16 protein-coding genes are annotated in these 17422 nt (G+C 63.5%); 7 read left to right on the forward strand and 9 right to left on the reverse strand.

Annotation, left to right across the window (positions count from 1 at the left end):
* Positions 1-46: 46 nt before the first annotated feature.
* The 6 genes from AB7C87_RS22875 to AB7C87_RS22900 all read left to right on the forward strand — a co-directional run bounded on the left by AB7C87_RS22875 (position 47) and on the right by AB7C87_RS22900 (position 8430).
* The gene (locus AB7C87_RS22875; RefSeq protein ID WP_369731841.1) at positions 47-1429 is read left to right on the forward strand and encodes an aspartate aminotransferase family protein; all 1383 of its coding nucleotides are present in this window, start codon (positions 47-49) and stop codon (positions 1427-1429) included.
* 9 nt (positions 1430-1438) lie between these two features.
* On the forward strand, positions 1439-1828 hold the full coding sequence (locus AB7C87_RS22880; protein ID WP_369731842.1) for a Rid family detoxifying hydrolase: 390 nt from the start codon (positions 1439-1441) through the stop codon (positions 1826-1828).
* A gap of 143 nt (positions 1829-1971) precedes the next feature.
* A complete protein-coding gene (locus AB7C87_RS22885) occupies positions 1972-3249 on the forward strand; it encodes an amidohydrolase (protein ID WP_369731843.1) in 1278 nt (425 codons plus the stop codon).
* A 156-nt stretch (positions 3250-3405) separates the two neighbouring features.
* The gene (locus tag AB7C87_RS22890; protein WP_369731844.1) at positions 3406-4053 is read left to right on the forward strand and encodes a DUF8102 family protein; all 648 of its coding nucleotides are present in this window, start codon (positions 3406-3408) and stop codon (positions 4051-4053) included.
* 1256 nt (positions 4054-5309) lie between these two features.
* Positions 5310-6980 carry a BCCT family transporter gene (locus AB7C87_RS22895; protein ID WP_369731845.1) on the forward strand — a complete coding sequence of 557 codons (1671 nt, stop codon included), beginning with the start codon at positions 5310-5312 and terminating at the stop codon, positions 6978-6980.
* 88 nt (positions 6981-7068) lie between these two features.
* Positions 7069-8430: an aminotransferase class III-fold pyridoxal phosphate-dependent enzyme gene (locus AB7C87_RS22900; RefSeq protein WP_369731846.1), complete on the forward strand. Its 1362-nt coding sequence runs from the start codon at positions 7069-7071 to the stop codon at positions 8428-8430.
* A gap of 145 nt (positions 8431-8575) precedes the next feature.
* Here the strand turns inward: AB7C87_RS22900 and AB7C87_RS22905 are convergent, their stop codons facing one another.
* The 8 genes from AB7C87_RS22905 to AB7C87_RS22940 all read right to left on the reverse strand — a co-directional run bounded on the left by AB7C87_RS22905 (position 8576) and on the right by AB7C87_RS22940 (position 15009).
* Positions 8576-9256, reverse strand: coding sequence for a class I SAM-dependent methyltransferase (locus tag AB7C87_RS22905; RefSeq protein ID WP_369731847.1), 681 nt, complete (start codon positions 9254-9256; stop codon positions 8576-8578).
* A complete protein-coding gene (locus AB7C87_RS22910) occupies positions 9253-9435 on the reverse strand; it encodes a hypothetical protein (RefSeq protein WP_369731848.1) in 183 nt (60 codons plus the stop codon). Before AB7C87_RS22910 ends, AB7C87_RS22905 begins: the two co-directional genes overlap by 4 nt.
* Positions 9436-9554: 119 nt before the next feature.
* Positions 9555-10583 (reverse strand): LLM class flavin-dependent oxidoreductase, encoded by a 1029-nt coding sequence (locus tag AB7C87_RS22915; protein ID WP_369731849.1) that lies wholly within the window; start codon positions 10581-10583, stop codon positions 9555-9557.
* A 167-nt stretch (positions 10584-10750) separates the two neighbouring features.
* Complete coding sequence (locus tag AB7C87_RS22920) at positions 10751-11251, reverse strand: HVO_A0114 family putative DNA-binding protein (protein ID WP_369731850.1); 501 nt, start codon at positions 11249-11251, stop codon at positions 10751-10753.
* Positions 11252-11257: 6 nt separating this feature from the next.
* The gene (locus tag AB7C87_RS22925) at positions 11258-11557 is read right to left on the reverse strand and encodes a toxin-antitoxin system TumE family protein (protein ID WP_369731851.1); all 300 of its coding nucleotides are present in this window, start codon (positions 11555-11557) and stop codon (positions 11258-11260) included.
* A gap of 201 nt (positions 11558-11758) precedes the next feature.
* A complete protein-coding gene (locus AB7C87_RS22930) occupies positions 11759-11977 on the reverse strand; it encodes a HalOD1 output domain-containing protein (RefSeq protein ID WP_369731852.1) in 219 nt (72 codons plus the stop codon).
* A gap of 478 nt (positions 11978-12455) precedes the next feature.
* Entirely contained in the window at positions 12456-13700 is a 1245-nt protein-coding gene (ilvA, locus tag AB7C87_RS22935) for a threonine ammonia-lyase (RefSeq protein WP_369731853.1), read from the reverse strand.
* A 1-nt stretch (position 13701) separates the two neighbouring features.
* Positions 13702-15009 (reverse strand): amidohydrolase, encoded by a 1308-nt coding sequence (locus AB7C87_RS22940; RefSeq protein WP_369731854.1) that lies wholly within the window; start codon positions 15007-15009, stop codon positions 13702-13704.
* A 101-nt stretch (positions 15010-15110) separates the two neighbouring features.
* Between AB7C87_RS22940 and AB7C87_RS22945 the strand changes: the two genes are divergently transcribed.
* On the forward strand, positions 15111-16079 hold the full coding sequence (locus AB7C87_RS22945; RefSeq protein WP_369731855.1) for a D-2-hydroxyacid dehydrogenase: 969 nt from the start codon (positions 15111-15113) through the stop codon (positions 16077-16079).
* Between the two features lie 9 nt (positions 16080-16088).
* Here the strand turns inward: AB7C87_RS22945 and AB7C87_RS22950 are convergent, their stop codons facing one another.
* The gene (locus AB7C87_RS22950) at positions 16089-17267 is read right to left on the reverse strand and encodes a M24 family metallopeptidase (protein WP_369731856.1); all 1179 of its coding nucleotides are present in this window, start codon (positions 17265-17267) and stop codon (positions 16089-16091) included.
* Between the last annotated feature and the right edge of the window lie 155 nt (positions 17268-17422).

A 17422-nucleotide genomic window follows, 5' to 3' on the forward strand; every position in this document is an offset into this window, starting at 1 on the left:
ATATCGTTGATAAACTATTTACGACCGGTTCTCCTCGTGTCTACGTATGACGGCAGGACCGCCGATCGACGAACTCCACTACGAGGACGCACCGAACGTCGACGACGTTCCCGGACCGGATACGCAGGCACTACTCGAGAAACAACGCGAGATCGACAGCAACGCGGTCGCCTATCCCGAGGACATTCCGATCGCCTTCGAGGCGGGCAAGGGGGCGACCGTCAGGGACGTCGACGGCAACACCTACATCGATATGTTCGCCGGCATCGGCGTCTTGAACGTCGGCCACGCAAACCCCTACGTCCTCGAGGCGGTCCACGAGCAGGCCGACAAACTCGTTCACACGGTCGACTTTCCCACCGAGGCACGACTCGAGTTGATCGAGAAACTCGACGAGATCGCTCCCAACGGTCTGCGGGGCAACAACCGGGTCGTCTTCGGCGGGCCGACCGGCTCTGATGCGATCGAGGCGTCGATCAAACTCGCGAAGTACAACACGGGCGGAGACGGACTCGTTGCCTTCCGTGGCGCCTACCACGGTGCGACGACCGGGGCGATGAGCGTTACTTCCAACAAGAAGTTCAAGGGCCACTACACGCCGTTGCTCCCCGACGTCGTCCACGCGCCCTATCCCTACCCGTTCCACCAGGGCAAGTCCCCCGAGGAGGCGGTCGATCACGCCTTAGAGGAGGTCCAGGCGATCGTCGAGGATCCCTACGGCGGACTCGCCAACCCGGCGGGGATCGTCGTCGAACCGATCCAGGGCGAGGGCGGCATCGTTACGCCGCCTGCAGGCTTCCTCGAGGGACTTCGCGACATCGCCGACGACAACGACGTCGTGCTCGTCTTCGACGAGATCCAGAGCGGGCTCGGACGTACCGGCGAGTGGTGGGGTAGCGACTGGGCGGGAGTCACGCCGGACGTGATGACCTCCGCGAAGGCGCTCGGTGGCGTCGGCTTCCCCCTCTCGGCGACGATCTATCACGAGGACCTCGACACGTGGGGGGCGGGCGACCACGCCGGAACCTACCGCGGACACGTCGTCGGCATGCGCGCCGGCACGCGAGCGATCGAGTACATCCAGGATCACGACCTGCTCGCACACGCCCGCGACGTCGGCGAGTACATCCGCGGCCGACTCGCTGAGGCGGCCGACGGGACGGACCGTCTCGCCGAAATTCGCGGCGCGGGGCTGTTCATCGGCGCCGAGTTCGTCGACGAGGAGGGCGTACCGGACGGCGATGTCGTCGACGACATTCAACAGTACTGTTTCGAACGCGGCGTGCTCGTCTGGACGGCGGGTCGGGAGGGCAACGTCCTCCGGTTTCTGCCGCCACTCGTGCTCACCCACGACCTCGCCGAGACGGCTATGGACGTCGTCTGCGAGGCGATCGAACACGCAACCGACGACGCCAACCGAACGCACTGAGTGGTGACGATGACCGACACGAAACCGATTGAAACCGACGACGCGCCGAGCAGCGACAACCCCTACTCCCAGGGCGTCCGTGTCGGCGATACGCTCTACGTCTCCGGCTACGGCCCCGTCGATCCCGAGACTGGCGAACCCATCGAGGGCGACGTTCAGGACCAGACCGAACGCGTCCTCGAGAACATCGCAGCGGTCGTCTCCGAGGCCGGCGGCGACGGTCTCGCCGACGTGGTAAAAGTGACGGTCTACCTCACCGACCTCGAGGAGTACGATCGGGTCAACGAGGCCTACGGTTCGCAGTTCGGCGACGAACCACCGGCGAGGGTGTGCGTCGAGGTCTCGAGGCTCCCAGAGGACGTCCGCATCGAGATGGACGCGATCGCGTTTCTCGAGTAGCCTCAGGGCGGTCGAATCGACGTTCGTCCGGTTCGGCCGTGGCGTCGATTCGTTCGAACTCCCACGAAGGTACACTGATCGTGAGTATCCAGTATACGATCATCGATTACCATTAAGTGAGGGCCGATCCTAGTGTCGGTCGAATGTCGGACGTACGACGCAGGTTGGCCGACCTCCGCCGGGAGTTTCACCGCTATCCGGAACCCGGCTGGCGCGAGTTTCGCACGACCGGCCGGATCGTCGAGGAACTCGAGGGGATCGGCGTCGACGAGATCGCAGTCGGCCGGGAAGCGCTATCGACCGACGAGCGCATGGCCGTCCCCGACGAGGCGGAACTCGAGCCCTGGCGGGAACGTGCGCGGGAGGCGGGCGTGCGGTCGGACGTCCTCGAGCGGACGGCGGGCGGCCACACGGGCGTCGTCGCAGTTCTCGAGCGCGGGGAGGGGCCACACGTCGCCCTCCGCGTCGACATGGACGGCATCTCGCTTCGCGAGTCCGACGCGTCGGATCACCGACCCGCCGCGGAGGGATTTCGGTCGGAACACGAAGGGTACATGCACGCTTGCGGGCACGACGCCCACGTCGCGATGGGACTGGGAACGATCGAGGCGGTCAAAGACAGCGACTTTTCGGGGACGTTTACGGTCTTCTTCCAGCCGGCCGAGGAGATCTCCGGGGGCGGAAAGGCGATGGCAGAGGGCGGCTACCTCGCGGACGTCGAGTACCTCTTTGCCGTCCACATCGGGCTGGACAATCCGACTGGGACGGTCGTCGCCGGCGTCGAGAAACCGCTCGCGATGGCCCACGTCACGGCGGAGTTCGAGGGGGCGAACGCCCACGCGGGGAAAGCGCCCAACGAAGGTGCGAACGCGATGCAGGCCGTCGCGACCGCGATTCAAAACGGCTACGCAATCGCCCGCCACAGCGACGGAATGACTCGCGTCAACTTCGGGCGCATCGAGGGCGGTACCGCGAGCAACGTCATCGCCGAGCAGATCTCCCTCGAGGGCGAGGTTCGCGGCGAGACGACCGCACTGATGGAGTACACCCGGACGGAACTCGAGCGCGTGCTATACGCGGCCGCGGAGATGCACGACTGCGACGTCACGCCGCGAGTGATCAGTGAATCCCCCAGCGTCGACAGCGACCCCGATCTCAGAGCGGTGATCGCCGACGTCGCTCGCGGAGTCGAATGTGTCGACACCGTCGTCGAATCCGCAGACCTCGGCGTGAGTGAGGACGTAACCTACCTGATGGACGGCGTCCAGCGAAACGGCGGATTGGCCTCCTACGTCCTCGTCGGCACCGATTACCCGACGAACCACCACACGCCGACGTTCGATATCGACGAAACGTGCCTCGAACACGGCGTTTCGGTGCTCGTCGGTGGCGTCCTCGAGTGCTCTCGCCGCCAGCCGTAACGTCACCTTACCGTCGAGCGATTCCCGGGCGCTCGCTCGAGGCGTCGAGGTGCGATCCAGTCCCTGCGATTTCGACCTCGGACTCGAGACCTATCGCCTCAAAATCTCATTCGTGGGATCAGAAGGGTTAATTCGGGGGATACCCGTGTTCCCTGTATGAGCCAGGACGACGTGCCGGAGTCGCTCCGAACGGCGGCGGACGCTGACCGGCCGCGCGGGATTCTCACGCCCTCCGACCGCGACTTTCTGCTCGGACGAAAGACGGACTACACGGATCACTCGAAAAAACAAAAGCGCAACCGGATTCGCCGCCGCGTCCGGAACGCAATCTTGGATTTCAGCATCCTCTTCGAGTACCTAGAAGAGCGAGACCGGAACACCGTCTTCGATCCCGACGACGACGAGCGTGAGGCCTACACGCAGGGAATCACCGACATGCTCGCCTTCCTCCACCTCGGAACGATGGGCTATCACACGCCGTTCAAGGACATGCTCTCGGAGGGCGTCGGCAAGGCCGAACAACGCCTCGCCGGCTCCGATTATCGAATGGTCACCGTCGAGTTCAACGTCGACCCGGTCGGCCAGATCGACGTCGACGAGGTGATCGAGAAACTCGAGAACGAGGAGTTCGCCCAGCTTACCGACGAGGAACTCCGCGCGTACGTCCGACTGTTGACGATGTCCGAGGACTTCTCGCCCGAGTCGAGTCGCGACGAGATCGAAGGCCACCTCGAGGAGTACACGAAACGGGTCCGCGAGAGCGCCGACGTTCGCGACCGAAAACTCGAGGAGTTAACGAACTGAGACGCACCGCCGCCGCTCGTCTGTTTATCGACCGCTGACAGGCCAGTCGCCATTGAGGGTGTCAGCGAACAGTTCGCACACCCTCTCTGTGAGTATCCGACGAACGGGAGGGACAGGCAAAGCAGTTACCGAAGCGGCTATCGATCTCTCCGAACGATGCCAACAGTTGTCTGCCGAATAGAGAGCATTGAATAGAACAATTAATCAGAACAAGTACGGATACCTTCATTACCGTCGAGAAACTGTAACTCAACTGTCGCACGAGTTGGAGGACTGGTCATCCTCCGCCGCCACACGTTCAGGATAACCCTGTTTACGTATGGCTCATCGAGTTCGCTCGGCCATTCATCGAGTGGAAAACGAAAAACAAAGGTGTCTCCATCAACCTCTCGACGAGGACACCATCCTTTCAGATTTCCTTGCGGCGTGAACTCTACTGTTGACGCACATATTGCGAGAAATTCGGTATCTGGGTCGAAATTGATCGTCTCTTCGAGGCGATGTTCATACGGTTCGATGTCCGTATTCAACGCATCGTTAGCTTCTTCTGGTGTTGAAAACACGGCTGCTTCGAAAGGCGAGTCCTGCCATCTCTCTTCGTCATCCGCAAAGATGGGTTCTTGAAGGGTACGTCCAACGAGACTCCGAGAGGATGGGAGACGGTCAAGACAACCAGCAGTGGTGAGCGAAATACCAGCTGTGGTAGCGAGAAACGTTCGTCGGGAGGGCATATTTCCGGTAGGATCTGCGTAAAATAAGTCTCTTTTGTTACCCTTGTTCTCACTTACAACGTCACCTCGAGGAAGAGGCCGATCGTCATCTGTCGACAGATCAACCGCCACCTGCTATAGTAGCCATTGAACGTCAATGCATACCCGATCGCCAGACGGGTCGGCGATCGGTGTGTACATCGTTTCAGTTGTTATTATAACAGGCACTGCCTTCCAGCGACGGATTTCCGTTCGATCGGTTTGTTCCCATCCCAAAACTGAGACGGTCAACGTCTCGTTGATCGAATCGACAATCGTTTGGTTACTTCGCCTTTCGTCACCGATACCCGTCGTTCTCCCGCCCGATCACGACGGGGATGATCTGGGACTATAAACATAATCTGTGTATACTGGTTACGGAAAAGGAAATATTTATACCGAATCCTCACGACGTCCATGGTATGCCATTACAAATCACCGGTGGCACGACGCGAAATCGGTCTCCTCGAGCAGTAGATCGGCGCTCGAAGGCGGAGGTGAACCGCCATGAGTAACGAGGAAGGGACGATCGATCGGTTTCTCGAGGAACTCGATCCGATCGTCTTCATGTTCGGGGCGTTGCTGACCGTCGGCGTGATCATCGCCTTCTTCTTGAACCCCGAGTTCGTCGCCGACGGGATCGCGACTATCCACGACGCGGTGATCGGCTACCTGAACTGGGCGTTGCTCGTCATCGTGTTTCTGATCGTGGTCTTCCTGTTGTTTTTGATCGTCGGTCCGTGGGGCAAGATCAAGATGGGCGACGAAGATCCGGAGTACAGTTTCTTTTCGTTTTTCGCTATGTTGTACTCGGCCGGGTTCGCTGCGGGCGTCGTCTTCTGGGGACCGACCGAGGCGCTGTTTTACTACGACAGTCCCTCGCCGCTTTTCGACGTCGGTGGCGGATCAGCCGGAGCGATGTCGATCGCGGTCCAGCAGACGCTGTTTCACTGGGCGCTTCCCCAGCTCGCCGTGTTCACGATCATGGGGATCGCGATCGGCTACTTCGCGTACAACTACGAGAACGTTCCACTGCGGGTATCCTCGGCGTTGACGCCGATCATCGGCGAGGACAATCTCGACGGGCCGCTAGCCAAGGCGATCGACATTCTCGCCGTCTTCGCGACGATCGGCGGGGTCGCGACCTCGCTTGGATTCATCGGTAGTCAGTTCGTCACCGGTCTGGACTACCAGTGGGGGATCGACCTCGGGAACACCGGAATCCTCCTCGTCGTGACGACGATGACCCTGTTGTTTACCATCTCGATGGTACTCGGCGTCGACCGGGGAATCCGCCGTCTCTCGAACTTCAACATGGGTCTGTTCGTCGCGCTCATGCTCGCGACGTTCATCGCCGGTCCGACGCTGTTTCTGATCCTCCTAGGCACGCAGGCGACTTCCGGGATGGTGAGCGATTTCGTCTCGATGAGCCTCTATACGGGCGCCGGCGACGAAGGCGGAACCGCATGGGTGAATGCCTGGACCGTCTTCTACTGGGCGTGGGCGCTCTCGTGGTCACCGTTCGCCGGGCTGTTCATCGCCCGTATCTCGAAGGGACGAACGGTCCGCGAGGTTGCATTTACAGGCATCTTCGCCACGTCTGCCGCGACGATCCCGTGGTTTACGTTCGTTGGCGGCACCGCCGTCTGGGCCCAGCACAACGGAATCGCGGACTTCGGCGAGGTCATCGCGGGCGATGCGGGCGCCGAGGTCTCGGGATTCATCCTGTTCGAGGTGCTGGAACTCTCGGCGAACCTCGGATTCATCGAGTTCTCGATTCCGATCGGAGCGGTGTTGATCTTCGCGTTTATGGTGCTCGTGACGACCTTTTTCATCACGTCCGCCGACTCCTCGACGCTCGCCGTCTCGATGATGACCACTGGTGGAAAGGCCAAGCCCTCGAACGTCAACCGAATCTTCTGGGGACTGGTCCTCGGGATGACCGCCGCGATCCTCATGATTCTCGGCGGTGAACACGGCGTTGGCGCGCTCCAGCAGGCGGCGATTATCACCGGCGCACCGTTCGCATTCGTCTGCTTCCTCGCGATGATCGGCCTTATAAGGGACTTCAGCACCGAACGCGGTCGCGTGTTGCTCCAGGAGAAAACTGTTCTGTACGGCCCGAGTAAGGATCGACGGGACGAAACCACAGCGAGCGTCGATCCAGGGGACGACTGATCGAAGCCGTCCTCCGAGGATCGACCCGTTCGGACCGGTGAGCCAACCTATAACAAGTTTTAATGTATGGTGTATACATTATCTGTGTATGGATAGGGACACGGTAGAACCCGATGTGACCGCGTTCCCGGGCCCAAACGCTCGAGAGTGGGTCGAGTTCCACGGGACCAACGCGGCACCCAGCGAGTACTCCCACGAGTTCGTCTGGGACGTCACCCGCGAGGCCGATGGCCCGTTCGTCACGGACGTCGACGGGAACGTCTTACTCGATTTCACGTGTCACATCGGCGCCGCCCCGCTCGGCTACAACAACGAGAAGATCCTCGAGAAGCTCCGCGAGTTCGACCTCGTCGAGCCGATGAAGATCGCCGGCCAGGACATGTACTACGGCGCTGGCCCCTCTCCCGAGGAGTCATCGATCCCTGGCTCGAGTCACCTCATGGAGAAACTCGTCGAGGTCTCGAGTCAGTACGACATGGACACGGTCTTCCTCTCGAACTCCGGCGCGGAGGCGATCGAGAACGCGATGAAGATCAGCCACGACTACCGCGCGCCCGCGAAATACGGCGTCGCGTTCGCGGGGAGCTTCCACGGCCGCACCCTCGGGACGCTTTCCATCACGAAATCCAAGGACGTCTACACCCGACGCTACCCCGAGATCAGCGGGATCGAAACCGTTCCGTTCTGCGCCGATCGCGGGTGTGATCCCGGCACTTGCGACTGCGGCTTCTTCGCCGGCGAGGGCTCACAGCTCCGGTCGATGCTCGCGCCCGAAGGCGGGCGTATCGACCCCGACGAGATCGCGTTCGTCGTCCTCGAGCCGATCCAGGGAGTGGGTGGCTATCGCTTTCCCAGCGAGACCTTCATGCAGGAGGTTGCGGACGTCACCGACGAGTACGACATCCCACTCGTCGTCGACGAGATTCAGGCGGGGATCGGCCGCACCGGCGAGATCTGGGCTTCCGATCACTACCCGATCGAACCCGACGTCATCTCGGCGGCGAAGGCGCTTCGCGTCGGCGCGACTATCTCGCGCTCGGAGATCTTCCCGAGCGAGAAGAACCGGCTGGGGTCGACGTTCGGCGGTGGCGACCTGCTGGGGTCGATGCAGGGCGCGTTCACCCTCGAGGCCATCGAGGAGTACGACCTGCTCGACAACGCGACCGACCGCGGCGAGCAGGCCACGGAACTGCTCCGGGACGACGCACCCGACCACGTCGTCGACGTCCGCGGGAAGGGGTTGATGCTCGCCGTCGAGTTCGACACGCCGGACCGGCGTGACGCCGTCGTCAAAGAGTCGCTCGAGCGCGGCCTGCTCACCCTCGGCTGTGGGACGAAAACCATTCGATTGCTTCCGCCGCTGGACTCGAGCGAGCGCGAGATCGATCTCGGGATCGGCATCTTCTGTGAGGCTATCGAGGCGGTCGGCCCGAGCGCGAAAGCCGCGTAATCGGTTTTCGGTTCTCGGCTCGCGTTCGCCCCTCGTTTCGCGGCGTCGACTCGAGTTCGTCTCTCGTGTCGGCTCCCCGACCGCGGCGTCTCTCGCGTGCGAACGCGGCCGGAGTCGGCGGTTCGGGCGATGTCGGAGTTCTCCCTCAGGGACGTGACCCACACCGAGCAACGACGAGTTCGACCGGGATGACGAGCACCCACTCGAAGTGGGTCAGGACGACTTCGAAATTGGCTTCGGCGAGGGTAGTGCTGACGTCGAACGGACGACTATCGACCAGCCGAGGAAACGCGTCGTTGAGTCGCACGTAGAGCGGCGGAATGGTGGTACTCGTCGCCGTCGAGGGTGCGATAACACATATCCGACCCTGTGGGACGAGCACGCGCCGGAGTTCCTCGAGCACGGCTCTCCGGTGATCCGCTTCGAACAACTCGAGCGTGAAACTCGCGAGAACGACGTCGAAGCTGTCGGCGTCGAACGGCAACGTCAGCGCATCCCCACAGACGACCTCGGAGGGAGCCTCGTCCTCGAGGCGGTCGCGTGCGAGCCGGCACATCCGCTCCGCGACGTCGATTCCGACGACTCGGCCGTCGGAGCCGACGGCGTCCTGCAACGTAACGACCCCGCGACCGGTCCCACAGCCGACGTCGAGAACGCGGTCGTCGGGTGACGCGCCGAGGCGATCGATCCCGCGTCGCCGAAGCCGACCCTGGACGGGATCGACGAGGACGTCGTAGTATCGGCTGAGCGCGTTGTACCACGCTTTACTGTGGCGCGTTTGTTCCCGTCTCCGTGCGTTGTGACGGCGCGTCTGTTCCCGCGTCACCGTCCCGTGAGCCCCGCCGATCCGCCACTGTACCGGCGGAAGAGATAGACGAGACCGAACAGTAACCCCCCGGTGATCAGTCCGCCCGCGAGTACGACGAGCAAGATGAGGATGGAGGGGATGGCAACGTTGGCGATCGGGAGCATCGTCACCGAACGGGGATGGATAATTCTGGGCATCGCTCGTGAATTTCCACTAATTATACTTACATTTTTCTCGTCGTTCACCGGCTTCTGTGCGTCTCCCCGATCGATCGGCGGCAATCACCCGCTTTCGTCGTCTATTCGAACTCGAGGGCTCATCGCGGAGATAGTCCGACGCCGTCGGCGAGTAATTCGTGGGATCGGAGCGCGTCGTCGTGGTCGGCGAGGACGTACTGGATCATCACCTCGTCGACGCCGACGCGGTCGGCCAGTCCCTCGAGCAGGCCGGTGAGCGTCTCGGGACTCCCGGAGATCGCTCGCGGCCACGTGCCGGACTCGAGCGTGGCGGGCGTCGGCTCTGGAACGCCGCCCAGTTCGTCGATGGCCTCTTCGACTGTGGGCGTCGTCCCGACGACGCCGCGTCGCAGTCGCCTGAACGACGCTTCGGCGACCGCTCGTTGTCGGGCCGCCTCCTCGTCTGTCTCGGCACAGACCGCGTTCACCGCGACCATCCCCCGTGGCTCCTCGACACTGCCGGCGAGTTCCGACGCCCGGAACTGCTCGCGATAGGTCTCGAACGACCGAACGGCGAACTCCGGTCGGATGAACGCCGCGAAACAGTAGCGCAGGCCGAGTTTCCCCGCGATTGCGGCACTCGAGGGGCTCGAGCCGAGCACCCACGGCACGGGGGGCTGGGCCCCCGAGCGCGGAACCTCGAGGTCGGCGTAGGCATGGCCGGCCGGAAAGTCGTCGTAGAGGTGGTTGACGACGGCCTCGATCTTCTCCGTGTGGTCCTCGTCGGGGTTCTGGACCCGGCGGCTCGTTCCGAGGGCGCGGTCGGCGGCCGGCGAGCCGTTCGCTCGACCGAGACCCGCGTCGATGCGCCCCGGTGCGAGCGCATCCAGCGCGCCGAAGACCTCCGCGACCTTGAACGGGCTGTAGTGGTTGAGCAACACGGCCCCCGAGCCGAGCCGGATGGACTCCGTCTCGGCGGCGAGGTTTCCGAGCAACACCTCGGGGGTCGTTCCCGCGACCGATTCCGTCATGCCGTGGTGTTCGGCCACCCAGAACCGCGTGAATCCGAGGCGCTCGGCCTGTTTCGCGGCCTCGACGGTGTTCGCGTACGCGTCGGCCGCGGTGCCATCGCGGGGGACCGGCGAGAGGTCGACGGCGGAGAGTTTCATAGCTTCCCTCGGGAATTGTGCGGGATAACGGTTCGGCTATCGGTAGCGTCCTCAGTATAGCAATAACTGAAACAGTTCACATACTGATCGTCGATCCGCCTGGAGGTCAGGCGAATGATTTGCAATGGCTACTGTAGCGTCTGTGGGTTCCGATTCTTCTGGTCGGTCTAGGCAGGAGCCGTGTCGTCGGCTGGAGAGGCCGTCGTGATTTCGAGACAGACTTCGATCGAGTCGTACGGAACGAACGGTCGCTTTGCCCGACCAGCTTGTTCGAAGTAGACGACGTCGTAGTCGGCGAGCACCTGAAGATCATCGTGGACGGTCTTGACGTCACGCTCGAGCCGCTCGGCCAACTGTCGGATACTGTCCGGGCGCTCGGTCATAATACTCCGGAGGAGTTCGACACGGCGGTCGGTGAGGAGTGTGCGAAGATCACTCGGGTTCTGGAAGTTGATGACGTGTGGGACCTCCTCACCGGCTTCCCACCGTTCGAGGCGGTCGAGTGCATCCTGACGGTGTGCCTCATCAGTATCGGACGTGATTCGGAGCACCGAGGGGTAGTCCTCGGGGTCACGATCCTCGAGAAAGCCCGCTTTGGCTTCGTGGTCGTCCATTCCGATTTCCTCGTCGGAGTTGTCGGGCGTGTTGGTGTCGGGTTCATCAGGCATGGTGGGTCACCTCTCACGATAGTCGTCCATTTTGCGGTAGAACTTCTGAACGTGATCTTTGAGGCCGGTGTATTCGACGTCGTCCTCGACGCTGGTAGGCGTGTGGTAGTGGTGTCGGTCCACGTTCGGGTGGTCTGGGAAGTTGTCGAACCGCAGGAGGGTTCGACCGTCCTCGGCCATGTATTGGAACCGGTACTTGACGCCCTCGGGATAGTCGTCGCTTTTTGGGACCTTGGTCGCGATCATCTCGTATCGGGTGCTGTCGTCGAACGTATCTTCGTCTTTATAGATGACCGTCGATCCCATCTACCGTTCTCTATGTTGGTGTAACGCACCAACATACGATAAGCCTTTCCGTTGACCACATCTCGGTGACGAAGAACGTCCGTACGTCGTCGACTCCCTCCTTCATACGGTCTGCTGTAGTCAATTACTGTCGATCGCTAGCTCCGGAATCGGTGATCGACAATAAATAAAGACAACTGCACCGGTATCGACCGACGTCCGTCACCGATTTTCGTCGACCACCTCCGCCTCGAGCGGCCCGGGGCCGATCACGATCTGGTAGCCCTCGTACTCGAACCGGACCGTCACGTCGGCGGGCGACTCGAGCAACGAGACCAGCGCGTCGGTATCCACCGTCTCGTACAGCGGCGGGAGCGCCATCCCGCGACGGCCCTCACGGGCCGCGACACGAGCGAGTACCGTAGCGAGTGCTGGATGCATCGTCCTGATCGGTCTCGAGGCGGATGATCGTCGTCTCGAACACGGATTTGCAGTCGGGACAGACTACCGTGGCGTCGGTCCCCCCCGTGCGTACGTCGGTACCACAGTCGCAGTGGATGGTGAGTTGTGTCGTCATGCGTAGCTCCGTTCTCGAGGCCCAACGTAGCGGAGCACAACCCAGCCGGCAACCCAGAACCGCGCGAGACCCTCGGTGGAACGAACGAGAGTCACTGGTTTGGCGACACGTCGGCAGGTCTTTATTTCGCCGACGTCAATGGTGAGTTGCTCCCGCTACGCGGGAGTCGTAGGAGCCGGAGCGTGTGCCTGCAAGCTTACACTCCGGCTCGCTGCGCACTTTACGTGCGCGTCTATTGCTTATTCAACCAACGTAAAGAACGTTAGGATACTGACTGGTATCGGTGTTCCGCTGAGAGGTGGTTGGAGATGCGGAAGTGGTGCGAATATCGGTCGAGCGCGGTCAATCGACCTGACTCTCGAGAACCGAAACCCCCTCGAGTTCGTCCACTGCTTCGAGCACCCCTGCCAGATGCTCCGGTCCGCTTCCCTCGAGACCAACCGTCACCGGAACGCGGTTGGGGTGATCGACCGATTGTCGGCGAGCGCGCTCGAGGACGTCGAGTTCGGCTCCCTCCTCCGCGACCGTCTCGACGACGTCTCCGACGGCCGTCGGCCACCCCGCAAGCGCCAGGCGGGCTTCGACGTAGCGGCCGAGTTCGCCCAGTCCGGTCCGAGTCAGTTCCGCGTGCTGGGTGAGATTCACGTTGCCGCCGGAGAGCACGACTGCGACGCGCTCGCCTTCGACCTCGAGGCCGGAATCGTCCGACAGAAGCGCGGCCAGCGGCGCCGCCCCGGCGGCCTCGACGACCGTCTTTGCACGTTCCGCGAGCAGGGCCACGGCGGCGGCGATCTCGCGGTCGGAGACGCCTACCACGTCGTCGACGACCTCGCGGGCGACCGCGAAGGTGGTCTCGAGCATCCGGGTGTCGGCGATCCCCTCCGCGACGGTGTCGACGTCCGCGAGTTCGCGGATCTCGCCGGCCTCGAGCGACGGCTTCGCGTGGAGCGCCCCCTCGGGCTGGACGCCGACGACGCGAATCTCGGGATCGTGGGCCTTCAGCGCCGTTCCGATCCCCGAGATCAACCCGCCGCCGCCGATGGCCACGAGGACAGTGTCGAGGTCCGGGTACTGCTCGAGCAGTTCGAGGCCGACCGTCCCCTGGCCGGCGACGATCGCCTCGTCGTCGAAGGGGTGGACGAACGTCTCGCCCGTCTCGTCCGCTCGCTCGAGGGCGTACTCGTAGGAGCGCTCGTAGATGTCGCCCTCGACGACGACGTCGGCGCCGTAGCCGCGGGTGGCCTCGATCTTCGCCGCAGGCGTGATTTTTGGAACGACGATGGTCGTCTCGATCCCCAGCAGGCCGCCGGCCAGCGCGACGCCCTGAGCGTGGTTGCCCGCACTCGAGGCGATCACACCACGCTCGCGCTCTCCGGCTGACAGCTGACTCATCGCGTTGTACGCGCCGCGGATCTTGAACGAGCCCGTCCGCTGGCAGTTCTCGAGTTTCAGCCCGACAGAGGCCGCGTCGCTCATCTCGGCGAAGGTCCGCGAGGTCTCGAGGGGCGTCCGGTGGACCACGTCGGCGATACGCTCGTGGGCCGCTTCGACGTCCTCGAGCGTGACGGGAGCCGATCCCTCGTCCATCCTACCCACCACCTGTCTGTCCCCGCGAAATGGGATGGCGATGCTCGAGTTCCCGGATCGCCCCGACGAGGACGTCGACGCCGTGGGCGAGACTCGCCTCGTCGACGTCGAACGTCGGCGTGTGGTGGCTCGTCGCGTGGTCCGTGCCGACGATCAGGTACGACGCCAGTCCGCCGTCGTTCTGGACGCGCTCCATCAGGAAGGTGGCGTCCTCGCTCGCGCCGAAGTCTGCGGTCGGGACGACGCGCTCGGTCGCCGGGAGGTCGCCCGCGATGTCCGCGATCACGTCGACGAGCGCGGGGTCGCTATCGGCCCGCGGCGACTCGCTGACGACGTCGAAGGCGGCCGCACAGCCGTGCATTCGCGCCGCGGAGCGGACCACGTGCTCGAGTCTCGTCTTCATATACTCCATCAGTTCCGTCGTCTCTCCCCGGGCCTCGGCTTCGACGTGCGCTCGCTCGGCGATCACGTTGCTCGCCGTCCCGGCTTCGGCCCTGCCGATATTGACGCGGGTCATCCCGTCGCTGTGGCGGGCGATTGCGTACGCGTTCTCGATCGTCGTCCCCAGCGCCTGCATCGCGTTGTCGCCCTCGTTCGGTGCCTTCCCCGCGTGCGCGGAGGTTCCCTCGATTTCGACGTCGACGTGACACATCGCCAGCGGTTTCTCGATGCCGGCGACGACCTCTCCCGTTGGATGGTCGAGGCCGACGTGGACCGCGAGCAAGTAATCGAGGTCGTCGGCGAACCGGCTTTTCGCCATCGGACAGCCGCCACCGCTTGCCTCCTCGGCCGGCTGGAAGAAGACCACCAGTCGGCCCGGGAAGTCGCTCTCGACGATTCGCTCGAGGACGGCGAGCCCCCAGGTCATGTGGACGTCGTGGCCGCAGGCGTGCATCGTCCCCTCGATTTCGGAGCGAAAGCCCTCGGCCTCGGGGACGTGATCGTCGTCGCTCGCCTCCTCGACGAACAGTCCGTCGACGTCCACACGGAGTCCGATCGTCGGCTCCCCGCCGCGGTCGACGACCGCGATTGCGCCCGTGTTTCCGCCGGCCATCCGCTCTAAGAGTGCCTCGTCGGCCCCGCGTTCGCGCGCTCGCTCGAGCCAGGGCTCGATCTCCTCGTCGTCCGGAACGGCCATCCGGTCGGCCGGATCGTACGCATCAGGGCCGACGGCCAGTTCGTCGACGCCGATCGCCCTGATCTCCTCGACGAGTCGGGCGGTCGTGTAGAACTCCCGCCAGGCCGGCTCCGGGTGGCGGTGAAGGTGGCGCCGAACCGTGACCAGACGGTCGCGTATCGGCTCGTGCATGTGGATAACTGACGCGGCGATCCGTCTTAATAGTACACAATTCCTGTTTACACTGATTACACAAAAAGAATAAGTCGGCCGATGACGAGTGAACCCTAGACATGAGCGATCCAGACGTCGTCGTCCTCCGGGAGGGGACGGAGGGGCTGTCGATGGAATCGTACGCCAAAACGCTCCGGGAACGTCTCCCCGACCACACCGTTGTGCTGGCGCGCACGCCCGCCGACGAGCGCGAACTCGTCCCGCGGGCCCGGGTCGTGACGGGGATCACGATCGAGGAGGACCTCGTCGAGTCCGCCGACCGCCTCGAGCTGTTCGCCTGCACCTTCGCCGGGACCGACCACGTTCCGATGGACGCCTTGGAGCGCCACGGCGTCGCGGTGACGAACGCGGGCGGGATCCACGCACCCGGGATCGCGGAGCAGGCGATCGGCAACATGCTCGTCTTCGCCCGTCGGCTCCACGAGGGATGGCGCCGAAAGCAAAACGACGAGTGGCGTCACTTCCAGTCGTTCGAGTTCACTGACAGCACGGTGACGATCGTCGGCCTCGGCTCGATCGGCCAGGCGGTCGCACAGCGACTCGAGGGGTTCGAGGTCGAGACGATCGGCATCCGGTACACACCGTCGAAGGGCGGGCCGACCGACGAGGTGCTCGGCTTCGACGAGGACGACGTTCACGACGCCTTCGCCCGGAGCGACTACGTCGTGCTCGCGTGTCCGTTGAACGACCTCACCCGCGGGCTGGTCAGCGAGGACGAACTCGCGACGCTCCCGCCGAATGCCGTCGTCGTCAACGCCGCCCGCGGCGGGATCGTCGACACCGACGCGCTGGTCGCGGCGCTCCAGACCGAAGGAATCCTCGGTGCCGCCCTCGACGTCACCGACCCCGAACCCCTCCCACCCGGCCACGAGCTCTGGGACCTCGAGAACTGTCTCATCACGCCCCACACGGGCGGCCACACGCCGAAACACTGGGACCGGCTGGCCGACATCGTCGCGCACAACCTCGAGGCGCTCGAGACCGGCGGGGATCTCGAGAACGTCGTGCTCAGGGCTGACTCGGGGTGAGATCGACGGTCAAGCCGTGAACAGCCGCCGCGGGAACTCCGCAAGCGGCTCCGCCCCGCTTTTCGTAACGTGGAACGTCTCGCTGATCTCGACGCCGATGTCCGCCGTCCAGATGCCGGGAATCATGTGGAACGTCATGTCCTCCTCGAGGACCGTCTCGTCGCCGGGGCGGATGCTCGCGGTGTGTTCGCCCCAGTCCGGCGGGTAGCCAAGTCCCATCGAGTAGCCGATTCGATCCTCCTTTTCGAGGCCGTACTGGGCGATCGTTTCCCGCCAGGCTTCCTCGACGTCCTCGCAGGTGACGCCGGGTTCGACGGCGTCGAGGGCGGCTTCGATCCCTTCGACGACGATCTCGGCGTTGCGCTCGAGTTCGGCGGGCGGGTCGCCGACGAACGTCGTGCGGGCCAGCGGCGAGTGATACCGGTGGCGACAGCCCGAGAGTTCGATGATGACGGGGTCGCCTTCCTCGAACGGGCGGTCGGTCCAGGTGAGGTGGGGCGTCCCGGTGTGATCCCCCGACGGCATCAGCGGCACGATCGCGGGGTAGTCCCCGCCGAAGTCGTCGGTGCCGGTGATCAAGGCGTCGTAGATTGCGGCCGCGGCTTCGTACTCCGGCACGCCCGCCTCGATCGCCTCGAGACCAGCCTGCATGGCGTTCTCCGAGATTCGGGCGGCCTGGCGCATGTACTCGAGTTCCGCCTCCGACTTCTTTACGCGGACCCAGTTGACCAGCAGGGTCGTATCCTCGAACTCGGCTTCTGGCAGGTTCCGCTGGAGTCGGGTGTAGGATTTCGCCGTGAAGTAGGCCGCGTCCATCTCGAGGCCGATCCGGCCGTCCGCGACCTCGAGTTCTTCGAGGACGCCCGCGACGTAGTCCATCGGGTGGAGGTCGTACGGCGAGTGGACGTGATCGTCGCTGTAGGCGCGGATGCTCGACTCGGAGAGCCGGGTCGTCGCTCGAGCGCCGTCGGCGTCCATCGATCGGCCGATCCAGATCGGCTCGTCGCGTTCCGGCGTCATGACTACGGCCTGGTGGACGTAAAACGACCAGCCGTCGTAGCCGGTGAGGTAATTCATGTTGGCGGGATCGGCGACGACGATGGCGTCGAGACCGTTTTCGCGCACCCGTTGTTTCGTCGCGCTCACCCGACGATCGTACTCGGCCTCGTCGAAGACATACCGTGACATGGTAGCTCTACTCGAGCGGTCGACGAGTAGTTCTAAAACGTTTTCGTATACGGTGGTTTCAAATTGTGTGTACAAGATGGTGAACTACTCGCCACGTCTCGGATCGGTCTCGGCCCAGTGGGGCGATTCGATCGCCGTCTCGAACCACCGCCGAT

Source organism: Natrarchaeobius versutus (assembly GCF_041205745.1).
Lineage (GTDB): Archaea > Halobacteriota > Halobacteria > Halobacteriales > Natrialbaceae > Natrarchaeobius > Natrarchaeobius versutus.

Excerpts from the sequence above, each read along its gene's own strand:
- AB7C87_RS22915 (WP_369731849.1), bottom strand. The coding sequence starts at position 10,583 with ATGAAACTCTCCGCCGTCGACCTCTCGCCGGTCCCCCGCGATGGCACC.
- ilvA (WP_369731853.1), bottom strand. The coding sequence starts at position 13,700 with ATGGACGAGGGATCGGCTCCCGTCACGCTCGAGGACGTCGAAGCGGCC.
- AB7C87_RS22925 (WP_369731851.1), bottom strand. The coding sequence starts at position 11,557 with ATGGGATCGACGGTCATCTATAAAGACGAAGATACGTTCGACGACAGC.
- AB7C87_RS22910 (WP_369731848.1), bottom strand. The coding sequence starts at position 9,435 with ATGCCCAGAATTATCCATCCCCGTTCGGTGACGATGCTCCCGATCGCC.
- AB7C87_RS22930 (WP_369731852.1), bottom strand. The coding sequence starts at position 11,977 with ATGCATCCAGCACTCGCTACGGTACTCGCTCGTGTCGCGGCCCGTGAG.
- AB7C87_RS22895 (WP_369731845.1), top strand. The coding sequence starts at position 5,310 with ATGAGTAACGAGGAAGGGACGATCGATCGGTTTCTCGAGGAACTCGAT.
- AB7C87_RS22920 (WP_369731850.1), bottom strand. The coding sequence starts at position 11,251 with ATGCCTGATGAACCCGACACCAACACGCCCGACAACTCCGACGAGGAA.
- AB7C87_RS22880 (WP_369731842.1), top strand. The coding sequence starts at position 1,439 with ATGACCGACACGAAACCGATTGAAACCGACGACGCGCCGAGCAGCGAC.
- AB7C87_RS22945 (WP_369731855.1), top strand. The coding sequence starts at position 15,111 with ATGAGCGATCCAGACGTCGTCGTCCTCCGGGAGGGGACGGAGGGGCTG.
- AB7C87_RS22875 (WP_369731841.1), top strand. The coding sequence starts at position 47 with ATGACGGCAGGACCGCCGATCGACGAACTCCACTACGAGGACGCACCG.
- AB7C87_RS22885 (WP_369731843.1), top strand. The coding sequence starts at position 1,972 with ATGTCGGACGTACGACGCAGGTTGGCCGACCTCCGCCGGGAGTTTCAC.
- AB7C87_RS22900 (WP_369731846.1), top strand. The coding sequence starts at position 7,069 with ATGGATAGGGACACGGTAGAACCCGATGTGACCGCGTTCCCGGGCCCA.
- AB7C87_RS22950 (WP_369731856.1), bottom strand. The coding sequence starts at position 17,267 with ATGTCACGGTATGTCTTCGACGAGGCCGAGTACGATCGTCGGGTGAGC.
- AB7C87_RS22940 (WP_369731854.1), bottom strand. The coding sequence starts at position 15,009 with ATGCACGAGCCGATACGCGACCGTCTGGTCACGGTTCGGCGCCACCTT.
- AB7C87_RS22890 (WP_369731844.1), top strand. The coding sequence starts at position 3,406 with ATGAGCCAGGACGACGTGCCGGAGTCGCTCCGAACGGCGGCGGACGCT.